This window comes from Enterobacter chengduensis, from assembly GCF_001984825.2.
GTDB classification, from domain to species: domain Bacteria; phylum Pseudomonadota; class Gammaproteobacteria; order Enterobacterales; family Enterobacteriaceae; genus Enterobacter; species Enterobacter chengduensis.
Genome location: NZ_CP043318.1, coordinates 2,810,631 through 2,834,550, shown reverse-complemented (window position 1 = coordinate 2,834,550; position 23,920 = coordinate 2,810,631). Strand labels below are relative to the sequence as shown.

Annotated in this window: 26 protein-coding genes and 1 other annotated feature; of the genes, 15 read left to right on the top strand and 11 right to left on the bottom strand. The window is 51.8% G+C overall.

All coding sequences use genetic code 11. The annotated features are described in order from the left end of the window. Position 1 precedes the first annotated feature (1 nt). From trpD to trpL, 3 genes are all read right to left on the bottom strand, one after another. Positions 2-1,597 carry a bifunctional anthranilate synthase glutamate amidotransferase component TrpG/anthranilate phosphoribosyltransferase TrpD gene (trpD, locus tag FY206_RS13790; protein ID WP_032640991.1) on the bottom strand — a complete coding sequence of 532 codons (1,596 nt, stop codon included), beginning with the start codon at positions 1,595-1,597 and terminating at the stop codon, positions 2-4. Then, positions 1,597-3,159, bottom strand: a complete 1,563-nt coding sequence (locus tag FY206_RS13785; protein WP_032640989.1) for an anthranilate synthase component 1 — start codon at positions 3,157-3,159, stop codon at positions 1,597-1,599. Before FY206_RS13785 ends, trpD begins: the two co-directional genes overlap by 1 nt. Positions 3,160-3,184: 25 nt before the next feature. After that, positions 3,185-3,278: a sequence feature (Trp leader region), on the bottom strand. Continuing rightward, complete coding sequence (gene trpL / locus FY206_RS25835) at positions 3,255-3,299, bottom strand: trp operon leader peptide (RefSeq protein ID WP_106993556.1); 45 nt, start codon at positions 3,297-3,299, stop codon at positions 3,255-3,257. It overlaps the preceding feature by 24 nt. Positions 3,300-3,438: 139 nt before the next feature. Between trpL and rnm the strand changes: the two genes are divergently transcribed. From rnm to FY206_RS13765, 3 genes are all read left to right on the top strand, one after another. After that, on the top strand, positions 3,439-4,320 hold the full coding sequence (gene rnm, locus FY206_RS13775; protein ID WP_032640987.1) for an RNase RNM: 882 nt from the start codon (positions 3,439-3,441) through the stop codon (positions 4,318-4,320). Then, complete coding sequence (locus FY206_RS13770) at positions 4,317-4,937, top strand: L-threonylcarbamoyladenylate synthase (RefSeq protein ID WP_003856793.1); 621 nt, start codon at positions 4,317-4,319, stop codon at positions 4,935-4,937. The genes rnm and FY206_RS13770 overlap by 4 nt, the downstream gene beginning before the upstream one ends. A gap of 291 nt (positions 4,938-5,228) precedes the next feature. Continuing rightward, entirely contained in the window at positions 5,229-5,510 is a 282-nt protein-coding gene (locus FY206_RS13765; RefSeq protein WP_077064370.1) for a hypothetical protein, read from the top strand. Between the two features lie 58 nt (positions 5,511-5,568). Here FY206_RS13765 and FY206_RS13760 read toward each other — a convergent pair whose 3' ends face one another. The 3 genes from FY206_RS13760 to FY206_RS13750 form a co-directional block, all read right to left on the bottom strand. Then, positions 5,569-5,760 (bottom strand): hypothetical protein, encoded by a 192-nt coding sequence (locus tag FY206_RS13760; protein WP_077064371.1) that lies wholly within the window; start codon positions 5,758-5,760, stop codon positions 5,569-5,571. Positions 5,761-5,838: 78 nt separating this feature from the next. Further along, on the bottom strand, positions 5,839-6,858 hold the full coding sequence (locus FY206_RS13755) for a major capsid protein (RefSeq protein ID WP_077064372.1): 1,020 nt from the start codon (positions 6,856-6,858) through the stop codon (positions 5,839-5,841). Between the two features lie 12 nt (positions 6,859-6,870). Continuing rightward, positions 6,871-7,242 carry a hypothetical protein gene (locus tag FY206_RS13750; RefSeq protein ID WP_077064373.1) on the bottom strand — a complete coding sequence of 124 codons (372 nt, stop codon included), beginning with the start codon at positions 7,240-7,242 and terminating at the stop codon, positions 6,871-6,873. Between the two features lie 2,012 nt (positions 7,243-9,254). On the opposite strand from FY206_RS13750, the gene FY206_RS13745 reads away from it, so the two are divergent. The 7 genes from FY206_RS13745 (at position 9,255) to FY206_RS13715 (ending at position 14,061) form a co-directional block, all read left to right on the top strand. After that, the gene (locus FY206_RS13745) at positions 9,255-9,680 is read left to right on the top strand and encodes a hypothetical protein (RefSeq protein ID WP_077064374.1); all 426 of its coding nucleotides are present in this window, start codon (positions 9,255-9,257) and stop codon (positions 9,678-9,680) included. A 29-nt stretch (positions 9,681-9,709) separates the two neighbouring features. Continuing rightward, positions 9,710-9,961: a hypothetical protein gene (locus tag FY206_RS13740; protein WP_077064375.1), complete on the top strand. Its 252-nt coding sequence runs from the start codon at positions 9,710-9,712 to the stop codon at positions 9,959-9,961. Beyond that, positions 9,958-10,143, top strand: a complete 186-nt coding sequence (locus tag FY206_RS13735; protein ID WP_077064376.1) for a hypothetical protein — start codon at positions 9,958-9,960, stop codon at positions 10,141-10,143. Before FY206_RS13740 ends, FY206_RS13735 begins: the two co-directional genes overlap by 4 nt. Next, positions 10,124-10,771 (top strand): hypothetical protein, encoded by a 648-nt coding sequence (locus FY206_RS13730; RefSeq protein WP_077064377.1) that lies wholly within the window; start codon positions 10,124-10,126, stop codon positions 10,769-10,771. The genes FY206_RS13735 and FY206_RS13730 overlap by 20 nt, the downstream gene beginning before the upstream one ends. 85 nt (positions 10,772-10,856) lie before the next feature. Further along, complete coding sequence (locus FY206_RS13725; protein ID WP_077064378.1) at positions 10,857-11,429, top strand: hypothetical protein; 573 nt, start codon at positions 10,857-10,859, stop codon at positions 11,427-11,429. A gap of 137 nt (positions 11,430-11,566) precedes the next feature. Continuing rightward, on the top strand, positions 11,567-11,941 hold the full coding sequence (locus tag FY206_RS13720; protein WP_077064379.1) for a hypothetical protein: 375 nt from the start codon (positions 11,567-11,569) through the stop codon (positions 11,939-11,941). After that, on the top strand, positions 11,941-14,061 hold the full coding sequence (locus FY206_RS13715) for a tape measure protein (protein ID WP_235007400.1): 2,121 nt from the start codon (positions 11,941-11,943) through the stop codon (positions 14,059-14,061). The genes FY206_RS13720 and FY206_RS13715 overlap by 1 nt, the downstream gene beginning before the upstream one ends. A gap of 132 nt (positions 14,062-14,193) precedes the next feature. On the opposite strand, the gene FY206_RS13710 is transcribed toward FY206_RS13715, so the two are convergent. Beyond that, entirely contained in the window at positions 14,194-14,457 is a 264-nt protein-coding gene (locus FY206_RS13710) for a hypothetical protein (RefSeq protein ID WP_309487077.1), read from the bottom strand. Beyond that, complete coding sequence (locus FY206_RS13705; RefSeq protein WP_077064380.1) at positions 14,454-15,020, bottom strand: tyrosine-type recombinase/integrase; 567 nt, start codon at positions 15,018-15,020, stop codon at positions 14,454-14,456. Before FY206_RS13705 ends, FY206_RS13710 begins: the two co-directional genes overlap by 4 nt. 935 nt (positions 15,021-15,955) lie before the next feature. Between FY206_RS13705 and FY206_RS25315 the strand changes: the two genes are divergently transcribed. Next, positions 15,956-16,132 (top strand): hypothetical protein, encoded by a 177-nt coding sequence (locus tag FY206_RS25315; RefSeq protein ID WP_167513849.1) that lies wholly within the window; start codon positions 15,956-15,958, stop codon positions 16,130-16,132. Positions 16,133-16,217: 85 nt separating this feature from the next. Continuing rightward, entirely contained in the window at positions 16,218-17,327 is a 1,110-nt protein-coding gene (locus FY206_RS13700; RefSeq protein WP_077064381.1) for a RelA/SpoT domain-containing protein, read from the top strand. A gap of 38 nt (positions 17,328-17,365) precedes the next feature. On the opposite strand, the gene FY206_RS13695 is transcribed toward FY206_RS13700, so the two are convergent. Further along, complete coding sequence (locus FY206_RS13695; protein WP_077064382.1) at positions 17,366-18,880, bottom strand: tyrosine-type recombinase/integrase; 1,515 nt, start codon at positions 18,878-18,880, stop codon at positions 17,366-17,368. 97 nt (positions 18,881-18,977) lie between these two features. On the opposite strand from FY206_RS13695, the gene FY206_RS13690 reads away from it, so the two are divergent. Both FY206_RS13690 and rluB read left to right on the top strand, forming a co-directional pair. Continuing rightward, positions 18,978-20,098, top strand: a protein-coding gene (locus FY206_RS13690; RefSeq protein ID WP_085950818.1) for an IS3-like element ISSen4 family transposase whose coding sequence is annotated in 2 segments (ribosomal slippage) — positions 18,978-19,236 and positions 19,236-20,098 — 1,122 coding nt in all. Because the reading frame shifts where the segments join, the coding sequence is not laid out codon by codon here. 260 nt (positions 20,099-20,358) lie between these two features. Further along, complete coding sequence (gene rluB / locus FY206_RS13685; protein ID WP_032640985.1) at positions 20,359-21,234, top strand: 23S rRNA pseudouridine(2605) synthase RluB; 876 nt, start codon at positions 20,359-20,361, stop codon at positions 21,232-21,234. 35 nt (positions 21,235-21,269) lie between these two features. Here the strand turns inward: rluB and cobO are convergent, their stop codons facing one another. After that, a complete protein-coding gene (cobO, locus tag FY206_RS13680; protein ID WP_032640983.1) occupies positions 21,270-21,860 on the bottom strand; it encodes a cob(I)yrinic acid a,c-diamide adenosyltransferase in 591 nt (196 codons plus the stop codon). Then, the gene (locus FY206_RS13675; protein ID WP_032640981.1) at positions 21,857-22,618 is read right to left on the bottom strand and encodes a YciK family oxidoreductase; all 762 of its coding nucleotides are present in this window, start codon (positions 22,616-22,618) and stop codon (positions 21,857-21,859) included. Before FY206_RS13675 ends, cobO begins: the two co-directional genes overlap by 4 nt. A gap of 251 nt (positions 22,619-22,869) precedes the next feature. Between FY206_RS13675 and sohB the strand changes: the two genes are divergently transcribed. Then, positions 22,870-23,916 carry a protease SohB gene (gene sohB / locus FY206_RS13670; protein WP_032640979.1) on the top strand — a complete coding sequence of 349 codons (1,047 nt, stop codon included), beginning with the start codon at positions 22,870-22,872 and terminating at the stop codon, positions 23,914-23,916. Positions 23,917-23,920: the final 4 nt, after the last annotated feature.

Here is a 23,920-nt window from a genome sequence, read left to right as displayed (position 1 = left end):
TTTACCCTCTTGCCGCAAGTGCGGTAACGCGATCGTAAGCTGCACCGGAGCGCAGTACATCCAGAACTTTTTGAACGTTGGCCTTCAGGTCTTCCTCGCCGTGCAAACGCATCAGCATGGCGACGTTGGCAGCCACGGCGGCCTCGTGTGCGACCTCACCCTTACCTTGTAATAAGCGCGTCAGAATGTCACGGTTTTCTTCCGGCGTACCGCCAGCCAGCGCTTCCTGGTGATACGGCGTCAGGCCGAAGTCGGCAGCGTCCAGCTGATAGCTCAGGATTTCTCCATCGCGCAGTTCGGCTACCAGCGTTGGCGCATGAAGAGAAACCTCATCCATACCGCCGCTGTGCACCACGGCGGCACGTTGGTAGCCCAGCACGCGCAGCGTCTCGGCAATCGGCAGAACCAGCTCAGGGCTGTAAACGCCAATCAGCGCCAGCGGCGGATGCGCCGGGTTGATCAGCGGGCCGAGGACGTTAAACAGCGTGCGGGTTTTAAGCTGCTGACGAACCGGCATCGCGTGGCGGAAACCGGTGTGATACTTCGGCGCAAACAGGAAGCAGACGCCCAGGTCATCCAGCGCTTCGCGGGAGCGCTCGGCGTTCATATCGAGATTAATACCGAAGGCGGCGAGCAGATCGGACGAACCTGACCGGCTGGACACGCTGCGGTTACCGTGCTTCGCGACCTTCAGACCACACGCCGCCGCCACAAAGGCGCTGGCGGTGGAGATATTGATGCTGTTGCTGCCGTCACCGCCGGTGCCGACGATATCCGCAAACGGATAGTCCGGGCGCGGGAACGGGGCGGCGTTTTCCAGCAGGGCAGTGGCGGCACCGGCAATCTCCTGCGGGCTTTCGCCGCGCACCTTCATGCTTACCAGGGCTGCCGCCAGCTGTTCAGGCTTCAGCTCGCCGCGCACCACGGCGGAGAAGAGCTGGTGGCTCTCCTGCTGGCTCAGTGTCTGCGCCTGGTACAGTTTTTCCAGTATCGGCTGCAGGGTGTTGGTCTGCTCCAGCTTCTGTAACGCCCAGTCGAGCGTCTGCTCCAGCAGGCGAGCGCCGTGGGAGGTCAGGATCGATTCCGGGTGGAACTGCATACCGCAGACGCGATCCGCATCGTGACGCACCGCCATCACCATCCCTTCAAACGAGGCGTTAATGGTCAATCCGGCAGGAATGTTGCTGCCGACCAGCGAATGGTAGCGCGCAACCGGAAGCGGGTTCGGCAGCCCGGCAAACATCGCCTGGCCATCATGTTCGATGGTGGAGGCTTTACCGTGCAGGATCTCGCCCGCCTGACCGACGTAGCCGCCGTAGGCTTCCACGATCGCCTGGTGACCAAGACAGATGCCGATAATCGGCAGCTTGCCGCGCATGCGCGTCAGCAGCTCGGGCATACAGCCCGCTTCGCTCGGCGCACCGGGGCCAGGGGAGAGCATCAGCACCGGGTTTTGCATGGTTGCCAGACGCTCAATCAGGGTCTGCGCCGGAACGTGGTTGCGGTAGATAACGACGTTATGGCCATTCGCACGCAGCTGATCTGCCAGGTTATAGGTAAAGGAGTCGATATTATCGAGCAGCAGAATGTCAGCCATCAGAAAATCTCCTGTGCATGATGTGCGGTTGCAATGGCGCGAAGAACCGCACGGGCTTTGCTGCGGGTTTCGTCAGCTTCAGACTGCGGAACAGAATCAAGAACAATCCCGGCGCCGGCCTGGACGGTGGCAATACCGTCCTCAACATAGGCGGAGCGGATCACGATGCAGGTATCGAGATCGCCGTGGGCGGTGAAGTAACCCACCGCGCCGCCGTAGCTGCCGCGACGACGTCCTTCCGCTTCGGCGATAAGCTGCATGGCGCGCACTTTAGGCGCGCCGCTCAGGGTGCCCATGTTCATGCAGGCGCGGTAGGCGTGCAGTACGTCGAGGTCGCTGCGCAGTTCACCCACCACGCGGGAGACCAGGTGCATCACAAACGAATAGCGGTCGACCTTAGTCAGGTCCGCCACGTAGCGACTGCCCGGGGTGCAGATTCGGGCCAGATCGTTACGCGCCAGGTCAACCAGCATCAGGTGCTCTGAGAGCTCTTTGTGGTCGGTACGCATTTCCAGTTCAATGCGGCTGTCGAGATCGCGGTCCAGCGAGCCGTCAGCGCGGCGTCCGCGTGGACGGGTTCCGGCGATCGGGTAGATCTCAATCTGACGAGTGGTGGCGTCGTACTTCAGCGAGCTTTCCGGCGAGGCGCCGAACAGCGTGAACTCGTTGTCCTGCATGAAGAACATGTACGGGCTTGGATTACTCTTTTTCAGCACGTCATAGGCCGCCAGCGGCGACGGGCAGGGCAGCGAGAAGCGACGGGACGGTACCACCTGGAAAATTTCCCCGGCGCGAATCGCTTTTTGCATCTGGCGAACCACGGCCCCGTATTGATCGTCGGTCTGATTAACCTCACACGTCATCTGCTCCACGCGCTGTACCGGCAGCGCAGGGGGCGCTTCCGTCATCTGCTGCTGAAGCTGCGCGATGCGGTGCTCAAGGCGATTTTTCTCAGCCGTCGAAGGGGTGAACAGGCTCGCCTGGATGCGGGTGGATTGTTTCTGATGGTCGATCACCAGCAGGGTCTCGGCCAGATAGAAACAGTAGTCCGGGCAGCGATTGCCCTGCTCGGTTTCCGGTAAATCTTCAAATCCGGCTACCAGGTCGTAAGCAAACAGCCCGCCAAAGAACATCGCTTCACGTTCGTCTTCCGGCACGGTGACCAGGTTCTGCAGCAGGCGGAAGGCATCGAACACGGACAGCGAGCAGAGGCGGGCGTCTTCGTCCAGCAGCTGGCTCACGGGCGGGAAGCGCAGAATGCGCATTTCTGGATGACGTTCGTTTTCAATGCCTGAAGGCAGGGCGGCATCCAGCAGCGGCAGCAGCGACGCGCCATTGTCTGACAGTGCCTTAATGGTGACAGTGTCACCTAAAGCGGTAATGCGCAGCGCGCTGTCGACCAGCAGCAGGCTCTTGAGATCGTCCTTACTGTCGATGTCCGCAGACTCCAGCAGCAGCGTTGCCGGACGAGCCCCGCACACCTGATGAAACAGCGCGGTCGGGTTATGGCGATAGGCCGCCTCGCAGGTCAGCAGTTCGAGATGGGGTTTGGCTGTTTGCATGTTGTTGTTCTCATTTATTCTGTTCAAAAAAAAGCCCGCTGGGTAGCGGGCGGGTATCTGTTTGCATTTCGCAGACGCGTGACACTGCCCGATAATCAGGAAGTACGCCACCAGCCGTGCAGAGTGAAATGTGCTGTCATTTTCAGATACCTTTCTTGTGTGAACTTGCGTACTAGTTAACTAGTTCGGTGGCGAGTTGTCAACCCTTGATTTCAGAATTTCGCGTTAAGTCGGTATCATGGTGTTTTCGGATGTCTCCAACCTGTTATGGGAAGTGCTTTGAGCGATACCACCTACGCCATTATTTATGATTTACACAGCCATACTCAGGCCTCTGATGGCCTGCTGACACCCGAAGCCCTGGTTCATCGTGCCGTTGAAATGCGCGTCGGCACGCTGGCGATAACCGATCACGATACGACCGATGCCATTCCGGCGGCCCGCGCTGAGATTGCCCGCAGCGGGCTGGCGCTGAATCTGGTGTCCGGCGTCGAGATCTCGACCGTCTGGGAAAACCATGAGATTCATATCGTTGGCCTGAACATCGATATAGACCATCCGGCACTTACGGCATTTTTGCAAGAACAAAAAACGCGGCGCAACCAGCGCGCAGAGATGATCGGCGAGCGTCTCGAAAAAGCGCATATTCCGGGCGCGCTGGAAGGCGCGCAAAAGATGGCGAACGGCGGGGCGGTCACGCGCGGTCATTTCGCCCGTTTTCTGGTCGAAGCGGGCAAAGCGACGACCATGGCGGATGTCTTTAAAAAGTATCTGGCACGCGGGAAAACCGGATACGTTCCGCCACAGTGGTGTACAATAAAACAAGCTATTGATGTGATTCATCATTCTGGCGGTAAGGCCGTGCTGGCCCATCCGGGGCGGTATAATCTTTCTGCTAAATGGCTGAAAAGGCTGCTGGCGCACTTTGCCGAATGCGGCGGTGAGGCGATGGAAGTCGCCCAGTGTCAGCAGGCGCCCAACGAGCGCGCGCAGCTCGCGACCTATGCCCGCCAGTTCGGCCTGCTTGGGTCACAGGGGTCTGATTTCCATCAGCCCTGCGCCTGGATCGAACTGGGGCGCAAGCTCTGGTTGCCCGCAGGCGTTGAGCCGGTCTGGCAGCTCTGGGAACAGCCGCAGCAAATTGAAGAGAGGGAAGTATGAGTCAGTTTTTCTATATCCATCCGGATAACCCGCAGCCGCGTCTGATTAACCAGGCCGTGGAGATCGTCCGCAAAGGCGGCGTAATTGTCTACCCGACCGATTCAGGCTACGCGCTGGGCTGCAAAATTGAAGATAAAGGGGCAATGGAACGCATCTGCCGTATTCGCCAGCTGCCGGACGGCCATAACTTTACGCTGATGTGCCGCGATCTCTCAGAGCTGTCGACCTATGCTTATGTGGATAACGTGGCGTTTCGCCTGATTAAGAACAACACGCCGGGTAATTACACGTTCATCCTGAAAGGGACGAAAGAGGTTCCGCGCCGTCTTCTGCAGGAAAAGCGTAAAACCATCGGCATGCGCGTACCGTCTAATCCGATTGCGCAGGCGCTGCTGGAAACGCTCGGCGAACCGATGCTCTCGACCTCGCTGATGCTGCCGGGGAGCGAGTTTACCGAGTCCGATCCGGAAGAGATCAAAGATCGTCTCGAGAAGGTCGTCGAGCTGATTATTCACGGCGGTTATCTCGGCCAGCAGCCGACCACCGTGGTCGACTTAACCGAAGATGCACCGGAAGTGATTCGAGAAGGCGTGGGCGATGTAAAGCCTTTCTTGTAACGGTATAAGCAGATATACTACGCGGCCATCAAAGCAGGGCTCAGCCCTCTTTTGACCTGATTCGACGCCTGTGAAGGCGTACAAGCTTTTATTATTTTTCTTTAAAATCAATTGCTTGAATCTTTGTTTGAATCGGTGTTGTACTTTCTGTATGACACCGATTATCCCCATTCTGTTTGCCTCCATGTGTAACACCATCACACGATTAAAGTATCAACTTTAAGCTATTTCGATGCATTGATTTTGTATCGTTATCGTACAATTATTAATCGACAATTAGCAGGGATGAGGATGAAGAAACTTATGTTGTATAAGGTGCGAATTTTCAAAGATGACGAATACGTTACTGAGATAACCACAGTAGAATTGCTCGATACTGCTCATGAAAATATCGACGTTTTCCTTAAAGCTGTTCGCGATGCTTTAGAGGATCGAGGGTTGTTGACTGTTGAACATCGCGATCCAATTATTGATTTACTGGATTTTGGGGCAGTCGGTTTTATTTGTGAGTATGCTGGTGGCCTGGAAGGGAAAGAGTTTTCATTGGCATTGCCGACTTCTTACCGAGGTTAGTCGGATACTAACAAAAAAGGCTGACCCTTTAAGGTCAGCCTCTCTAAAATTCAATATGTTACTTATTTCTTAGGCGCTGTTTGGCGATCATAACGTTAAGCGCGTATTCAAAACCGTGTTGTGACTCCAAACGGCTAAACGTCACGTTACACAGGCCCAACTCTCTGCACAGTGCTTTACGGTTTACGACTTCCGCCGCGCCTGATACATAAACTTGACCAGTGCCGGGGATATTGATTGAAACTTTCATGTGTCACCTCAAAAATAAAAGTAAAAATGAATATGACCGGAAGGGATAACCCCCAGCCGGAGCCGGGGGCATTCTGAATTACTTCAGCTTGACGTTCAGCATGTAGTTCGGGCGCAGGTTCAGAGGAATGAAGCTCGCCTCCTGGTGAACTGTCACCATGCCGTAACGGTCAGTCATTACTTTCTGGTAGTAAGGGCTGATCACGCCTTTAGCGGCAATATCCTGATTACGGGACGCCGGGCCGTGTACCAGTTTGAACGGGTTACGATCTGCTGTATTGAACTTTGGAACGAACAGGCCGGAACCTTCTTCGATTTCGTAGCGGTCATCGTCCGCCAGAATGAAAGTAATGTTGCCAATGCTGAAGGAGTCATAACCCGCAGTGTCAATCGGGATCAGAGCGCCTTTTGCAGCTTCCGCCACCTTATTGGTGATCAGGCTGGTTACTTCCGGGTGGCTCGCCAGTACGTCATACAGATCCGGGGAGCAGAAGCAATAGAAGCGATCCAGATAGGATCGGCTCGCGCCGTACTCTTTAACCAACATGCGGCGAATCTTCGCAAGCTGTGCATAGACGTTAGCGCCTGCTGATCCGTCCAGCTCAAAGTTCAGCGGAGCAGTACCAAACACAGCGTTAAAATCTACGTCGCCGTCATCCGTTTTAGCCGCTTTCGCTTCCTGTTTAAACAGGGCGCGGGCCAGTGTGCTTTCAACTGTTTCCAGATGATAGTTACGCATACGGATAGCTTTATCGGCGATCACTTCAGAGATAGCCGCAACCTGATCCGGGTTAGCCGGGCTTACCAGGCCTTGCCAGTCAGCGGTTTTTACGTCCGCCTCGGTGGCATAGTGTGGGATCTCCTGGTCACGCAGAATGGTTTTATCCATCTTGATCGCGTTTACTTCGGTGCCATAGCGGGAAACCTGTTCCAGTTCACTAACCTGAGTTTCCACAATATCCACAATCTGGGCGTTTGGAGTGGTTGAGTTAACATCGGAGAAGATACCCAGATCAGAGATCAGGTAATTACCTGCTGCCACATCTCTGATCGCCGCTACAGTGTCCAGAGTTTCGAATTGTTTAAAATCAATAGCCATTGTGTGATTTCCTTATGCTTTGAAGTAATCGGCGTTAACTGCCAGGCGAATCTCACCGGAGGCTGTCAGCGCTTCCAGTGCGGCTTTTTTGCTCGCGGCGTCTTTAGCACGTAGGGCAAAATCGGTAATCACAACATGGCGATCCACGATAACCAGCGTTTTGGGCTTGCCATCGGCGGACATATTGGAAAGGTTAATGATCGGCTTGCCAGCGTCAGCGGCGGCGGAGTCGAACAGGGCAAAAGTTTTGCTGTCCAGAATATCGCCACAGTAGACGTCAGCCGGGAGGCTTGGGGCGGTTACTTCGGTGCGGTCAAACAGGCTGGAGGCGTAATTCACGATTACGTCACCTTGCGTTACCGGGTAGCGCTCGGAAGTTTTCATAAAGGTTTTCCTTATGGAGGGTTTTAGACGTGGAGAGAGTCCACAGGGTGATCCGGCGTTGCACCGGATATAAGGACCGCCACAGAGGACAATCCGAATTATTGGAAGATGGGAGGCTGTGGGCTGAATAGAAGAGGGCGGCATCCGCGCCGCCCTTTCTAATCTGGCTCTCTCTCACCCTCGCAGGGTGGGGGGAGGTGTAAACCTCTTTTTTGTGGTCACTCACCCGCCAGCGTCACGGGAGCAACCGCCAGCCGATGGGGAAATAACCACAAAAAAGAACCCGGAAAGGAGAAACCGGGAGAAGGCAATGTAACTTACTGTCTGATCACTTGTTTTCCTGTGTAGCCTCAGAGCCTTACATGATTTGCTTTCATGGTTCAGCAAAGAAGCCACAGAGGAAAACGGCGTGAACCAAAACACGCCGGAAACCATCGAAGCAAATCAATAGTTTATCGTTGCAACCGGGTAACCACTCCCGGCCCAACTGTGGACCCCGTGGAAGGAGCCAATACAATCGAAGGAGAATACGCTTGTATTCTGAAGAGCCGCAGTTAGCGACGCTTTAGAATAAGCCCTGTGGCACAAGGCTTATGATTAGAGGCGTTTTGAATCGTAGGAGTGTCATCAACTGGCGGAACTTGAGGAGAGGACCGCACACAAAGCATTCTGGCAAGTGGAGTTGAAAGAACGCTTTGGGTGAGGGCCGGGGCGGGGGAGAAGTCCGCCCGGCTCTCTTTTACAGATCCTGAAGGTTGGCTAAAACCCTTTCTCTGTAAGGTGTGAGGCGGCAAGTTGCAAAACGGTAATTTCGATATGCTCACCACATCCCACACCATGTATATTAGTTTAACACGAATGATTATCATTTGCAATAAAAATTAATTGCATTGTGCTGTTTGGTGTGTTAAGTGGGCGTCGTGCTAGGGGCGGACCTGTACAATATTTATTGATAGGCGGGGGTGTCGTGCTGGCACTTTTGACAACAAACCATGTAGCCCTGAAAGGCACACTAAACAATAATAGATATATAAGACCTCGCTACGCTCGCCCTCCGGGTCCGTCTTATTGATCTATATAATAACTCATTCAATAACCAATTGTTTCCACAATTAATTATTTCTTTCGTTATTATATGATCTTAAAACCTTTCGCTACGCTCACCCTCCGGGTCCAGATTTTAGGCCGGGGCCTGTTTTCCCACAGCGTGGAGTGTCGCCTGTGTGGCTCACTCCCGGGGAGGAAGAATCTTCCGGGCGGAAATATTTTCCGGGGTATGTCAGATTGGCGTACCGATCAGGAGATTGATCCGGGGTCAATATGGACCCGGTGGGGCAGCTTAGGCAAAATCTGCCTAACTTGCTGATCCGGTAATTCCTGCCCAACTTCTAAAGTCAGGCAAAATCTGCCTAAACCAATAGCCGAAGTCAGGCAAAATCTGCCTACAATAAGATTAACAAGATGAACCCTTGTTAACACACCTTCTGATAAGAGGGCTTGCGCCCTTGAGGGCCAGGTCAAGACCTTTAAGAGAGTGTGAGTGTTAATTATTGATTGAACAATCAAGAGATCAGACGCTTTAGACAGGGAACCCTGTTCCCGTATCTTGGGAGAGAACCTTCCACAGGTTCGACTCTTTGGGAATAGCAGAAACAGAACTCGCTCCAGCGAGTTTCTTTTCTGCCTTTGGGAAATCGTGACATCTGGGCGGCGGGGCGGCGGGGTGGGGGTGCCCGGCGCGGAGTCTCATACCTATAGCCGCTATAGAGGACACACAAGACGCCCCACGCGGCGTTTAAATGTATTGGGTAACCCACATCAACAGGGTAGCCCTCAGAACCACTGTACGGCTCACCCCCTCCCGAACCTCACCCCATAGCACAGATGCAACAAAACGCAAAAATAAATTTGCAATTTCATGCAATCCAGGATAAAATAAGTACTGTTGACAGGGTGTGATGCGATTAATGATTTCCTCCTTGGAATTATAACCAATAAAAAGAGGGTTTGCAATGAGTATTTATCTCGATGTTGAAAGAATGGTTGATCGAATCGACCAGCGTGATTTGAGTCGCTCAACTCTTCAAGCACAGCGTAGCCGATTCAAAGCCGCCGGGCGTATGGAAGAAGCGGAAGCAATCGGTAAGGCTCTTGAGTTAACCAAATCAAAAGCCTCTGGCGTTCTCCGTCAGTCTCAACGTATCGCTGCAAAGGTCACCGAGATGGACGCAGAGAAAGCACTTGAAGTTAAAGCAGCCGTTTCGCTGTTCGCTTCCAAGTCTACAGACATGCAAGCCTCCATTGTGCTGGCGTTCCAATCCCTCTTTGAGGCTAAAGGCGTCCCGATGGAATACGACGAAGTGATGGCCTTTATCATGCTGCAAGCGGCGGATCAGTTTGAGCGTATCACCGGAGAGTTGCCCGTTATCGTTCACTAATTATTCATTTACTTTTTGGAGAGGAAACAATGAGCAAATATCAGCCTTATGTTGATTTGAGTGATTCCCCTGTGTTGTCAGCGTATGCACAGCAGACGATCAACCAGTTGGACCCCACCCTGTACGATGATATTTACGAAATGTTGACGCATCTCCGGCCGTCCAGAATGGTGACGATTGGCAACCCGGCGATCACCGCCCCGGCGTCATGGTGGGGTGATTGGTTCGGCCTCAACCTCACCGCTGAAGACATCGCAGAATTAAAGGAGATTTGCCTGTGAGTAAAAATAAAGAGTTGGGGATCAGCTTCGACCCCTATGTGATGGAGCAGCTTTTCGCGTTGGCCTCCACCCGTGAACATGGCAGCGTTCACAGCATTGTTAAGAAAGCAGTCAGCCAGTTTTTGAAAACCGTTAATTCCGATTCTGTTAAGGATTCCCACAATGACCGAATTTCTAAATAAGCTCTACTCCAAAGACTTTGTGAAAACGTCCCGAACCTTGCGCCGCTTGAAAACGTACAACGGCGTAAAAGTCTCTTTAGAGATGGTTCTGACATACGACTTGATCGCTTCATTCAACCGTGATCAGCGTATGGCTAACGGTCACGTTAAGCAGGGGATGCCGTCCGCTTTTGGTCAGGCGGAATTAGCTGATTTTCTCATGTGCTCACTGAGAACGGCCCGCAACGTGATCGGCGCTTTGAAAAAGGCAGGTCTGATCGAGTGTGTCGGACGTGGCCCGCATGATGTGGATCTGTTGGTGTGCCTGCCTATTGTCGAAGCTAACACGGAAGAAGCAGCGCCTACGCCTAAGCCGTCCGCCACACGTCTACAGCGGGCCACAGCAGCCCCGGAAGAGATGCAGGAACCCAACCACACAGCGGAGCCTACAGAAGCGCCTGAGATTGTGCCAGCAACACCAGGACCTGCCGCGCCGATCACATTGATGACGGTCTACAGTGAGAAGGTGGAGCAGACAGCCCCCCAACCGGGGGAGGTGGTTCCTGTGGGGGTGTCAGCGGTGACGCCATACCCAAGGGGAGAGATCAAAGAGCCGTCCAGAGATTGGGATTTAGACCCAGCTTTTTGATTCTGTTAAATTTCAAATAAAATCCCCAATTATCCGCATTGTGTCAAGTTTTCTGTTTGAAGTCAACCCCTGATAGGAGATTCTCTTGAGCATTATCACAACTGAAGTGAAAGCATTAACCCCGGAAGAGGAAGAAAAGATCGCGGCTCTTTCTCTCAAGCTGGCAACCAGTAAGCCGCGCCAACCAATGGATGAGAAGAACCTGACTACGGATCAAATCATTCGAATTAAGCGGGCGTGTGTGTTGGGACATTCAGCCAAAGCAATCTGTGCAGCGTTCAATGTGTCGTTAGCATATGCCTTGAGAATGAAACGGGAATACAATCCCGCAAAATATCAAAAGGTTGCGTTAACTCTACCGGAAAAGGCGGTAATGATTCAGCAGATGAAAGCGGACAATCTTCCTGATCAGATGATTGGTGAAATGTTGGGGATTAATATCAAAACTGTGGAGACCCTCGCCCGTGTGGCCCCGGCCCGCTATCTTGTGGATCAGATGCTTCCATATGATCAAGTTTTGGCTAATCTCCGAGCGGCCCGCTACGTAGCCAACCCGGTTTACAAGTTGGGGACCAGCATGACCCGAGTACGCAAGATTATCAGCGCAGGCCGGAAGGAACTCCGAACTGTGATCATTTCCTCCAAAAAAGTTTCTTAATCCCCCGGTCCGCCGGGGCCTGACCCCGTGAAATTATTACTCCTTCCCTTTGGGCGTTGGTTCCTGTGGATTCTCTACGCCCTCGTAAATATCTATTTTCTCTTTTACCCTTTCGCCAGATAAGGATTCTCTCTCATATGGAAGCATTTAAGAACCTCGTCAAACAGTTGGAAATCCAGCAGGCAAAACAGCGCCAGCGGGAAGCCGAAGAGGCAACCAAACAGAACGAACTCCGCAAGGCACAGGCCGATCTCTCCCTGGACGAGGCTATTGCTCTGTACGGTACACAGTTGGAAGCCTCCACAGAGGCCGCAGACAGCGCCCAGAAGGGCCGCGCCATTAAGAGCCGGGGAATTGCTCTGTGTCACAAGGATCAGGGCTACAGCGCCAACGGTCGCCCGGTCTCTCTCCTGACCAAATCCGCAGACCTGCCAGCAGGTCACCGCCGGGTAATCATCAACAAGGCAGCAGGGCGCACCCTGAAGGCTATCAATCTGGAAGGGGCTGAATAATGAGCGGTAACGTGATTATTACCAAGACCGTCAATAGAACAGTTTTTACTGTAGATTCAGCGAGTTACAGAAAGACCGTTGACCGTATCAAACAGGTGGGGAAAGAGTGGGATAAAGTCTCCTCTAAAATGAAGCCTCTACGGATGAAATTTGAGGAAAACGCCTACACCAAGATCCGCCGGAAACAGCAGGACGCCGCCGCAAAAGCAGCACTGGCAGAAGCCAAAGCCAAAGCGGCAGCAGAGGCCAAAGCAGCCAAAGCACAGATCGGAGCGGAGCGCAAACTCCAGACAATCCGAGCTAAAGCCATCCGCTTTAATACCGCAGCGGCTAACGCCAACGTGACCCCGGCTCAACGTGCTGGACACCTCCAGGAGTTTGGACAGCTTACCCGCCAGTATCACGCCGGGTCTATGGCATTGCAGGAATATAACGCCCGAGTGTCACGCCTTCAGCAAACCATGCGCCAGCAAGGCCGGGTAGGTATGAGGGGAGCCACAATTCCCGTAACCGCCAAAGTAAACAAACTGGACACCTCAATGATCGAGGGGGCAGGCGGGGCGATCACAATTGCCGCCACTGTGGCACTCTCCGGTAAGATCATGACCACCGGACAGGATTTTGAATCCGCTATGTCTGGTCTGACAGCGATCACCGGTTCCACCGAGAAAGCCGGGAAAGAGTTTGAGTATCTCAAAGAACAGTCCAACCGTTTGGGCCTCGACCTCCTGAAGACCTCAAAGGATTACACACAATTTGCCGCCTCTGTTGGGGATAAACTCCCTAAAGACCAGATGCGATCCATCTTTGAGGGTGCCAGTGAATGGGGCCTTGTAACTGGTGCTTCAGCCGATGAAGCCAGCCGCGCTTTGAAAGCCCTTAACCAGATGATGGCTAAAGGCCAGGTCATGTCTGAGGAATTGAAGGGCCAGTTGGCGGAAGCATTACCCGGCTCTGTGGGTCTGTTCGTTAAGGCTCTTAACGACATGAAAGGCGTTACCAACCTGACAGAGAAAGATTTGTTTAAGCTGATGGAAGACGGGAAGCTGTTCTCTAAGGATATCCTCCCACATGTGGCTAAACAGATGAAGGAAGCGGCCCGGCAGGGTGGCGCACTTGATAAGGCGATGAAGTCCAACCGGGCATCATGGCAGCGCCTCAATACCAGTATGCAGAACGCTATGAATGTGTTTTTCACTTCTGGCTTCGGTAATGAATTAACCAACGCTTTCGACTCAATCAGCGCCGCTATTGACGGGTCTGGTGGAGCCTTTGAGATGTTCGGGCATATCGCCGGGAAAATCGTTGAAGGTGCCACAGATGCGTTTACAGAGTTGCATGACACAGTGATCTTTACCTTCCGTGTGATTGAGTATTACGCCGCCAAAATGGGGATCAGTGGGGAGCAGCTCAAAGCCTGGGGAGAAATGGCAGCATACGCCGCCGGGGTGGCTCTGTTCGCTGGCTCTGTTTACAAGTTGGGCGGGGCTTTCAAGTGGGTTCTCACCATGCTGAACCCTCTTACCAAACTGTTGGGAGTCATGAAGGGGATCGCCGCTATTGGTGGCATTGAAGCCGCTTCTGAAGCTCTGGGCGATGGTAAGCCAGGTAAAGAAGGCAAGCCGGGCAAACCGGGAACCCCACCAAAGAACACCAAGCCGATCGGCGCGGGCCGTGGCGTTAACTTTGGCCTCCCGGCTATTATCGCCGCTGTATCTCTGAATGACCGCCTTGATCAGATTCAGGCAGACCCGGAAGCGTTTAAGCGCAAGGTACAGGAGAATAAGGATCGGCCTACGCTGTGGACTGACATCATGGAAGCATTCTCCGGCAGTTGGTACGAAAAGCAGCAGAACGCAAACCAGCAGGCAGCACAGACCGCAGCACTCGATCAGACTGTTCGTGTTGCTGTTCCAACCTTCACCCCTCCAACCACAGCGACGGTTACAGGTGGCTACGGTAACGCACTGATGGCCCCGCCAGCATGGCTAAACCAGCCGCTTAACGTTAACGTCAATGTGAAAGTGCAGGATGGACAAGTTAAGGATCTGGTACGTTCTGAAGTGGAAGCGAACGACAACCGGAACTTTAACATGTTGATGCAGGGCGGGCCGAACTAACCGCCCATACAATAAAGGCTCCCCTGGTGGGAGCCTTTTCTCTTTCTGCCTGTTGGACAGCTAACCTTACTTGCTCCTGTTTCATTCTGATTCCTCTTGTGGCTTTAGCCATGAAACTTTGTTTCACCGAAATCATTCGGCATCTTCTGTATCAAACGTTTTGCTGTATGGGCAATTCTGGGACCGGGTAACCGTGGTAAACGTGTAAATACTGTTGGTGTAAATACAAACGCGCTTACCGTCCGCTGTGGTCTCCTCTTGCGGGTCACTCATGGTAATACGCCCGGCTTTAGCCTCATCGGCGGAAAAGGTCCCCATCATTACCACCGCCAGCAAAATGACCATGTTTTGGCGACGTGCTTTGCGGGCAGAATTAGGGACAGCCTTACTTTTCATAACAGATCCTCTATTGAATATTTATCACTAAAATCATCTACTTTGCGTTGTGTGGCCCCAATGTAATGGAGCGTACTGGATAACGATTTGTGCCCTAATGCCTTACTGATTACGGCTATATCCTCCCCATTGTCATAACCAATCGTTGGTTTACTCTTCCTCATGCTGTGGGTCGAAATATTCAGCCCCAGCTTTTCCCCGGCGTAGCTAATTTCCTCATGCAATTTGGAGCGGCTCACAGGTTTTCCCTTGCTCCTGTGGCTGTCCAACTGTAAGAGGTACACATGATCAGGGTTCGCCTCTCTCCGGGCCGCTATGATGCGTTTAGCTGTATCGGTGAGCCTCACCCGGACAGATTCACCCGTTTTCTGTTGGGGCAGGACAAGGTGATCGCCTTTGATGTCGTCATAACGGATAGAGCGCAGATCCGACACCCTCAGCATTAATTCATAACCCAGCAACCAGGCGTCACGGTAAAGCGTCAGCCCCTTGCCCTGTTTGAGTAGCTCAACCGCTACCGCTTTCACTTCCTGAACTGATTTACAGCCCTCTACGAAATTCATTATGTACCCTCCAGATCCTAACTGTGATCAATTCTTGATGAAAAACAGGCGGTTGTAAACGACAAAAATGATTAATTTTAAGATGTGTCTTTTTAGTGAATTAAATCGGGTTTAATCGCGTTTAATGGCAGAGTAATGACCCAGCAGGGGAGGTAATGGGCTGTTTAAGTGGGTAAATGATGGTTGCTTAATGTACTATTACCACAAAGCTGGCAAGGTTATTTCACTCCCTCATCGCCTTTAAGTTACTGTATTTGTGGGTAATTAATTATTGTTTCGTAATGGTGTTGCCTGGCAAATTTTCAATTTACCCTCAAGAAAAAATCCCCAGCTTTTTTATTCCCACATGAGAATCAATATCGTTTGTAAACGATAGTCTTTCTCATTACCAATCGGGGCGAAAGCCTTCGCCCCTCAAAGGGCCTCTGTAGGCCCGCTCTCTGTATGCGCCTGTGGCGCTACCACTCTTAACCCTGTGGGTTTGTATTGCTTGCCACAAGATAACGCGCCACAGGCGCACAGGGGAGGCGGACGCCTCCGGGGTGGCCCGGCGGGGCCACTGGTCCACAGGGTAAAAGGACAGAATACAATACTGTTGTTTTTAAGTGGTTGATTTGTTTGGGTGGTCTGAAGAGTCGGATCGGTATGGGCATGTAGTGTCAAGAAGTGTAAAGATTGATGGGTGGGTGAATGATCAGTATTGACGGGTTAGGATATTTATGAAACATCATCAAGACCCCCCGGGGGATCGGTTCGTGGTGCCTGGCAACTATATCCAAACTCTAAGATATTTTCCCACACAAGATAAGGCGCTGGGGGAGGTTTGCCAGTGTACACCCCCTGGATTTGGTGATCTGTTAAGTTATTGATTTTGATCGATTTTAGATCAACCATCCGTTACCGGGATTACTCCCTTCCAGACGGATGACACATAAATGAATAACGATAAGTCTACCCACCCTATACGCTTTCCCTATGGCGGGCGCATGGTGACCGCTTACCCTACATACATCATTATTGACGGTATCAAGATCAGCCGCTCCCGCTTGTCATTTGCCTTTCAGTTGGAGTTAGCAAAAGCCCTTAAAATTTATGAAGAAAATCATACGTAAGTAGCATAAATGACTTGAGTTTTCAGCCAGTATGCATTCTCATGCGTACATACATGGCAATAATATTAACGGGAGGATATCGGGAATGGGGAATGAAGTTTACGAGAGTCAAAAATGTACATTGAAATTTTCTAAAACTCTTATTGATAAGTCTGCTCAAAGTATAAGACACGGCTGCGATGGTGAGCAAAAAGCACAGGCTATTGCAATGATTCAAAACTTTCGTGAGCTGCATCTTTACCCATTAATGTTGATGAAGAATCATCTAGCTCGCGCAGCAGCAAAAATTGATAAAAAAACAATTGTTGCAAGACGGTTGAAGCGTCTTTCAACAATAATAGATAAATTAGAGCGCCCAACTTTAGATAATGGTAAAACTTCAAATGCTATTCGAGTTACTCGAATGCAAGATATTGGCGGTTGCCGTGCGATAGTTAAAAATATCGAACAACTAAAAGAACTACGAGAAAGACTGGTAAAAAGTAGATCTGTCCATAAAATTATTAAAGAGTCAGATTACTTGACTCCAAAAGAAAGTGGATATGGTGGTATTCACTTAGTATACAGTTGCTTCGATTCATCGGATGATAATTACCCATGGAAGAAAACAAAGATTGAAGTTCAGCTTCGTACTCAACTTCAGCATGCATGGGCAACAAGTTTGGAGATTATTGATACACTCGAAAATATCAAACTCAAAACCTCTAGTGAAGGACATGAAGATTGGCGCAGATTTTTCTATCTTTCCGGTTGCCTAGTAGCGCATGATGAGAAAGCATGCGTTTTAGATAAAGAAGTTGTAAAAGAATACCAAAAGGAACTTAAAGCGCTTGCAGAGCATCTTTCTGTCATAAGTAAATTAGGTAGTTATGTTTTTTCCCTATCTGTTACAAGTCAGAATGAACTTAAAAATAAAATACCTAAGAATCATAAAGGTCATTATTTAGTTACAATGAAAAGAGTCAAAGATGAACAGCAGCCTGGCAAGATAAAATTTGAAGTTTCTGTGACTCCTTACAGGATAAATCAAGCTGATGAAGCCCTCGAAGCTTTGAAAAGAGATGATGCAAATCCAGAGGTGCCAATTGCTGTATTACTAGCTACGGAAAGCGTTAAATCTTTGAAAAAAGCGTATCCAAATTATCTGGGCTCAACTAACCAGTTTGCTAGATTTCTAAGTAAGCATATAAAGTAACCAGTGCATGCAGAGTGTTAAGCTCTGCATGCTACCTTTTATATAGCGTCAACTACTTTAAGTAGGTCCTTTAAGTCTGGTGTATGTGTGTATCTGGCTGTTATACCTAATGACTGCGTTCTACTGTGTCCCACGACAAACTGTACTAGTGAGGAATTTCCGACTGATGTGATAGCACTGCTTATAAATGTGTGTCTCAGTGAATGGACCCTGCGCTTGAGTTCAAACTCGTTATAATCTGGGATGTCTAATCCCTTCATCATAACCACCCAATCTGTGGTTACGGTGGTGTAGTTGGGAAGTTTGGCAAATACATGATCGGAATCCTTAAGGTTTTTTATACAAGACAAGAGCCCTGCCTCTATAGCCTTATGGATTGGAACCTGTCGCCGGGCGTGTTCGGTTTTCCCTCCTTCAATAAAGATATACCAGCGCTCGGTCTCCTCATCTTTCCGTATGTGGTGCTTAAGGATATCCGCTATTTCACCACGTCTAGCACCTGTATAAATCAGGGTCAGGAAGTACCATTTACGATAATCACTGTCTGGTAGTGCAAAGAGATGCTCTTTGATTCGACTCAGTTCACTGGCTGTGTAGCTCCCACCTCGGTTAGGCTTCACCTCGTATGTGATCCCATCGGTTGGAGATTTGGTAAGAATATCTTTCTGATCGACTAGATATGTTTTGAACAAGGAACGCCAAAGCTTTAAATGTTTGTGGACATGCTCACTGGCGATCAGATCATCCTCAGGGACATCGTAATCAATGCACTCGGCAAGACTCATTCTGGAGTAGGGTAGTTTAGTTCGAGTAGGCAGATTCTCTGCCACCTTGAGAGAATCCCTTATATGCTGTTTCTTAACGCTATCAACAGGGATATCACCCACAACATGATATAGGACATCAAAGAAACGCTGATTCTCATTTGCTGTTTGCTTGCGCCACTTTTGACCCTTATCCTTTATATAGACATTCCACGCTTCCAACAATCTTGGGATGTGTGCTGGTTCAGTCTCGGCAATTTTCGCTGTATTTTGCTGCACTGGTGCGGGGATAACTGCCGGAGCTGCATTTTGTAAAGCTGATCCCATCGAATCAATGATCTGCTGGTATCGTGTCAAATCACCAGAATAGAATGCTTCATAAGCCTGTGACATAAGGGCCTGATTCATATCTATCTGGCTGGCGATATGATGAACCTGATCAAGGTCGGATTCATTGACATCTAACTTTTTCATTTTCAGCGCTGCGACCATCATTTGGGCCGTCATATCTTCGCCACTGTACATCTTGCCCAAATAGTGGTTAGCGTAGCCTCGCGCTTCGTTTGCTGTATCTGGCGGGGATAAAGGATCACCAGTGATTTCTTTATGATACCGTCCTAACTCTGGCAATCGTTTAGCCTCTTCGAGACCACTCCTAAGCCAGTTCAGTAGGTACTCGTCGAAATCCTTTTTTGTGGCGTTCCGGTAACCCTGCATTTTTTGTTTGAACTCTTCGAGGCTCATCGTTCCATTCTGCACGAGGGGAATGAAAGGACGGATCTGATTCATGATCACTTCCGCTTGCTTTCGGCTATTGACCTGCTCCCCGTTGATTAGTACACCCCGATGTTAGTAATGTCTTCATAAGCCACATGAGGACATCCCCATGAAGAAGCGTTTTTCCGACGAACAGATCATCAGTATTCTCCGCGAAGCCGAAGCTGGGGTACCCGCCCGTGAACTCTGCCGCAAGCATGCCATTTCCGATGCCACGTTTTACACCTGGCGTAAGAAGTATGGCGGTATGGAGGTGCCTGAAGTTAAGCGCCTGAAGTCGCTTGAGGAAGAGAACACCAGACTCAAGAAGCTGCTTGCCGAAGCCATGCTGGATAAAGAGGCGCTTCAGGTGGCTCTTGGGCGAAAGTACTGACGACAGACCAGAAGCGGGAAGCCGTGATGTTGATGTGTGATGCGACCGGTCTGTCGCAACGTCGTGCCTGCAGGCTTACAGGTTTATCCCTGTCGACCTGCCGCTATGAGGCTCACCGTCCGGCTGCTGATGCGCATTTATCAGGGCGCATCACTGAGCTGGCACTGGAGCGCAGGCGTTTTGGCTACCGTCGTATTTGGCAGTTGCTGCGCCGTGAAGGGCTTCATGTTAATCATAAGCGCGTGTACCGGCTTTATCACCTCAGTGGCCTGGGCGTAAAACGCAGAAGACGTCGTAAAGGGCTGGCAACAGAACGTCTGCCGCTGCTCCGTCCGGCGGCGCCCAATCTGACCTGGTCGATGGATTTCGTCATGGACGCACTTTCCACCGGTCGCAGGATCAAGTGTCTTACCTGCGTCGATGATTTCACAAAGGAATGCCTGACGGTCACTGTTGCCTTTGGGATTTCAGGCGTTCAGGTCACGCGTATTCTGGACAGCATTGCACTGTTTCGAGGCTATCCGGCGACGATAAGAACTGACCAGGGGCCGGAGTTCACTTGCCGTGCACTGGATCAATGGGCCTTTGAGCATGGTGTTGAGTTGCGCTTAATCCAGCCGGGCAAGCCAACGCAGAACGGATTTATTGAGAGCTTTAACGGACGATTTCGCGATGAATGTTTGAATGAGCACTGGTTCAGCGATATCGTTCATGCCAGGAAAATTATTAATGACTGGCGGCAGGATTATAACGAATGCCGCCCGCACTCCACGCTGAATTATCAGACACCGTCTGAATTTGCAGCGGGCTGGAGAAAGGGTCATTCTGAGAATGAAGATTCCGACGTTACTAACTGAGTGTTGTATCTAATCGTGGGGGCAGGTCACTATCAGTACCGAGACTTAAGCGCACAAAACTTGTTGAATCATTTAGTCTAAAGTTAGTGTAGTATGTGCGCCCACGAATCATTGTGTGTGACAGCTTGTGTGACATATTGTTTGCCATGCTGTGTACCATGAAATAGTTACATATCAGTGAGTTAAGTTGTTATTGATGCTAACTCGTTGTTTTTGAAAGTATACCAGACGCCTGTGAAGGCGACACCTGAGGAAGCTCAATGAGCGAGAAGTTACAGAAAGTGCTGGCGCGTGCCGGCCACGGCTCACGCCGTGAAATCGAAGCCATTATTGAAGCGGGCCGCGTGAGTGTGGACGGTAAAATCGCCACGCTGGGTGACCGCGTTGAAATCGTACCGGGGCTGAAGATCCGCATCGACGGTCATCTTATCTCCGTGAAAGAGTCTGCCGAACAGATCTGTCGCGTGCTGGCTTACTACAAGCCGGAAGGCGAGCTGTGTACCCGCAACGACCCGGAAGGTCGTCCGACGGTGTTTGACCGTCTGCCTAAGCTGCGCGGTGCGCGCTGGATTGCCGTTGGTCGTCTGGACGTGAACACCTGCGGTCTGCTGCTGTTTACCACCGATGGTGAACTGGCCAACCGTCTGATGCACCCAAGCCGCGAAGTGGAGCGTGAATACGCGGTACGCGTATTTGGCCAGGTTGATGAGAATAAACTGCGCGATCTGTCGCGTGGCGTTCAGCTGGAAGACGGCCCTGCGGCGTTCAAAACCATCAAGTTTACCGGTGGGGAAGGCATTAACCAGTGGTACAACGTCACCCTGACCGAAGGCCGTAACCGCGAGGTGCGTCGTCTCTGGGAAGCGGTAGGCGTCCAGGTGAGCCGCCTGATTCGCGTTCGCTACGGCGACATTCTGCTGCCGAAAGGCCTGCCGCGCGGGGGGTATACCGAACTGGATCTGACACAAACCAACTACCTGCGCGAGCTGGTCGGCCTGACGCCGGAAACGACCTCAAAAGTGGCGGTGGAGAAAGACCGCCGTCGCATGAAGGCGAACCAAATCCGTCGCGCGGTGAAGCGTCACAGCCAGGTGAACAGCAGCCGCCGCTCCGGCAGCCGTAATAACAACGGTTAATCTAAAAGCCCGGTGCAGACACCGGGCTTTTTTCTTTAGTAATCTATTCCGATTTGCGCTTTGATGCCCGCATCAAACGCATGTTTAACCGGTCGCAGCTCGCTGACGGTATCCGCCATCTCCAGAATATCCCGATGACACCCGCGCCCCGTGACGATAACCGTCTGGTGGGCAGGCCGGTTTTTCAGCGCGTCCAGAACGGCGTGAAGCGGCAGGTAGTCGTAGGCGACCATATACGTTATTTCATCCAGCAGAACCATATTCAGCGAGGGATCGGCCAGCATTCTCTTCGCATGCTCCCAGACGGCGAGACAGGCTGCGGTATCGGTTTCGCGGTTCTGGGTGTCCCACGTAAAGCCGGTCGCCATCACCTGAAACTCAACCCCGTGAGGCTCAAGCAAATTACGCTCGCCGTTGGGCCATTCACCTTTAATAAACTGGATAACGCCGACCTTCTGACCGTGGCCAACCGCGCGGGTGGCGGTACCGAACGCGGCGGTGGTTTTACCTTTGCCGTTGCCGGTAAAGACGATGACGATCCCGCGCTCGTCCTGGGCTGCCGCGACGCGCGCATCCACCTGTTCCTTCAGGCGCTGCTGGCGCTGCTGGTGACGTTCTTCACTCATTGCGAAATCCCCGGCTTACGGCCCGGCTGGGCGTCAAAGGTCATCCCGGTTTTGCGGCGGCTGTCGTCGCCCATCAGCCAGAGATAGAGCGGCATAATGTCTGCCGGGGTTTTGAGCTTCTGCGGATCTTCCGTCGGGAAGGCGCTGGCGCGCATTTTGGTGCGCGTACCGCCCGGGTTAATGCAGTTTACGCGCAGATGGCGGCTCTGGTACTCCTCCGCCAGCACCTGCATCATGCCTTCGGTCGCGAATTTTGATACGGCATAGGCTCCCCAGTTTGCGCGTCCTTCACGGCCAACGCTGGATGAAGTAAAGACCAGCGACCCTGATTCGGATTTCAGTAATAAAGGAAGCAATGCCTGGGTTAGGAAGAAGGTGCCGTTAACGTTAACCTGCATGACCTGCTGCCAGATATCAGGATCCTGTTCATCCATTGGACGTACTTCACCTAACAGACCGGCGTTATGCAGCACGCCGTCGAGTCTTGGGTAGTGGGCGCTGATGCGTTGGGCTAATTCCTGACACACGGCGGGCGTGCAGGTCAGTAAATCGAGCGTATACCACGGCGCTGGCGTGCCGGATACCGCCTCAATCTCGTGAGCGACGTTTTTCAGTTTTTCTTCGTTGCGCCCGACCAGAATAACGGTTGCGCCATAGTCGGCGTACGTCAGGGCCGCCTCGCGACCAATCCCGTCGCTGGCTCCGGTGACGAGAATAATGCGGTTTTGCAGCAGATTTTTTTGCGGTTGATAATGCACGGTGACTCCTCGGGCGACCGGTGACGCAATGGTGCCTTTATAATGACTTTTCGGCTTTATGCCCGAATTAACCTAATAATTCAATCAGTCTACAGGACGCATTACCGTAAAATTAACAATTTGCAAATATTTAAACGCCAGGTCGGGGATTCCTGAAGGCGGTTCGCAGAGGTAATGTCTCAAGCGAGACGCATGGGCAGGGCTGTTGTACACTGCCGTGAAAGATTCGTGGTTAAATCAAGGTGGAACGCGTGGAATTACTTTCTCAATATGGGTTGTTTTTGGCCAAAATCGCGACGGTGGTGATCGCCATTGCGGTGGTTGCCGTTTTGATTGTCAACCTGACGCAGCGCAAGCGTCAGCGTGGGGAGCTACGCATTACTCGCCTGAGCGAGCAGTATAAGGAGATGCAGGAAGAGATGTCTCTGGCGCTGCTTGATAGCCATCAACAGAAACTCTGGCTGAAAGCGCAGAAGAAAAAGCATAAGCAGGAAGCCAAAGCGGCAAAGGCAAAAGCAAAGCTTGATGCGCCGCAGGATAAGACCGCGCCACGCGTCTATGTGCTCGATTTTAAAGGCAGCATGGACGCGCACGAAGTTGCTTCTCTGCGGGAGGAGGTGACTGCCGTTCTGGCCGTGGCAACGCCGCAGGATCAGGTTGTCGTGCGTCTTGAAAGCCCGGGCGGTGTGGTTCACGGTTACGGGCTGGCCGCCTCACAGCTCCAGCGCCTGCGTGAAAAACAGATCCCGCTGACCGTGGCCGTGGATAAGGTGGCGGCCAGCGGCGGCTACATGATGGCCTGCGTGGCGGACAAAATTGTTGCGGCGCCGTTCTCCATTATTGGTTCGATTGGCGTGGTCGCGCAAATTCCGAACTTCAACCGCTTCCTGAAAAACAAAGAGATTGATATTGAACTTCACACGGCGGGTCAGTACAAACGCACCCTGACGCTGCTGGGGGAAAATACGGAAGAAGGGCGTCAGAAATTCCGTGAAGATCTCAACGAAACGCATCACCTCTTTAAAGACTTTGTGCACCGGATGCGCCCGACGCTCGATATTGAACAGGTTGCGACGGGCGAGCACTGGTACGGCGTCCAGGCGCAGGAGAAAGGGCTGGTGGACGAAGTCGGGACTAGCGATGACCTGCTGCTCAACCTGATGGAAGGCCGGGAACTGGTGGGCGTGCGCTTCACCCAACGCAAGCGCCTGCTTGACCGCTTTACCAACAGCGCGGCGGAAAGCGCGGACCGCCTGCTGCTGCGCTGGCTACAGCGCGGACAAAAACCGCTGCTGTAAACAA

Coding starts and splice junctions, on each gene's coding strand:
- trpD (WP_032640991.1), bottom strand. CDS start 1,597: ATGGCTGACATTCTGCTGCTCGATAATATCGACTCCTTTACCTATAAC.
- FY206_RS13785 (WP_032640989.1), bottom strand. CDS start 3,159: ATGCAAACAGCCAAACCCCATCTCGAACTGCTGACCTGCGAGGCGGCC.
- FY206_RS13770 (WP_003856793.1), top strand. CDS start 4,317: ATGAGTCAGTTTTTCTATATCCATCCGGATAACCCGCAGCCGCGTCTG.
- FY206_RS13765 (WP_077064370.1), top strand. CDS start 5,229: ATGAAGAAACTTATGTTGTATAAGGTGCGAATTTTCAAAGATGACGAA.
- FY206_RS13760 (WP_077064371.1), bottom strand. CDS start 5,760: ATGAAAGTTTCAATCAATATCCCCGGCACTGGTCAAGTTTATGTATCA.
- FY206_RS13755 (WP_077064372.1), bottom strand. CDS start 6,858: ATGGCTATTGATTTTAAACAATTCGAAACTCTGGACACTGTAGCGGCG.
- FY206_RS13750 (WP_077064373.1), bottom strand. CDS start 7,242: ATGAAAACTTCCGAGCGCTACCCGGTAACGCAAGGTGACGTAATCGTG.
- FY206_RS13745 (WP_077064374.1), top strand. CDS start 9,255: ATGAGTATTTATCTCGATGTTGAAAGAATGGTTGATCGAATCGACCAG.
- FY206_RS13740 (WP_077064375.1), top strand. CDS start 9,710: ATGAGCAAATATCAGCCTTATGTTGATTTGAGTGATTCCCCTGTGTTG.
- FY206_RS13730 (WP_077064377.1), top strand. CDS start 10,124: ATGACCGAATTTCTAAATAAGCTCTACTCCAAAGACTTTGTGAAAACG.
- FY206_RS13720 (WP_077064379.1), top strand. CDS start 11,567: ATGGAAGCATTTAAGAACCTCGTCAAACAGTTGGAAATCCAGCAGGCA.
- FY206_RS13715 (WP_235007400.1), top strand. CDS start 11,941: ATGAGCGGTAACGTGATTATTACCAAGACCGTCAATAGAACAGTTTTT.
- FY206_RS13710 (WP_309487077.1), bottom strand. CDS start 14,457: ATGAAAAGTAAGGCTGTCCCTAATTCTGCCCGCAAAGCACGTCGCCAA.
- FY206_RS13705 (WP_077064380.1), bottom strand. CDS start 15,020: ATGAATTTCGTAGAGGGCTGTAAATCAGTTCAGGAAGTGAAAGCGGTA.
- FY206_RS25315 (WP_167513849.1), top strand. CDS start 15,956: ATGAATAACGATAAGTCTACCCACCCTATACGCTTTCCCTATGGCGGG.
- FY206_RS13700 (WP_077064381.1), top strand. CDS start 16,218: ATGGGGAATGAAGTTTACGAGAGTCAAAAATGTACATTGAAATTTTCT.
- FY206_RS13695 (WP_077064382.1), bottom strand. CDS start 18,880: ATGAATCAGATCCGTCCTTTCATTCCCCTCGTGCAGAATGGAACGATG.
- rluB (WP_032640985.1), top strand. CDS start 20,359: ATGAGCGAGAAGTTACAGAAAGTGCTGGCGCGTGCCGGCCACGGCTCA.
- cobO (WP_032640983.1), bottom strand. CDS start 21,860: ATGAGTGAAGAACGTCACCAGCAGCGCCAGCAGCGCCTGAAGGAACAG.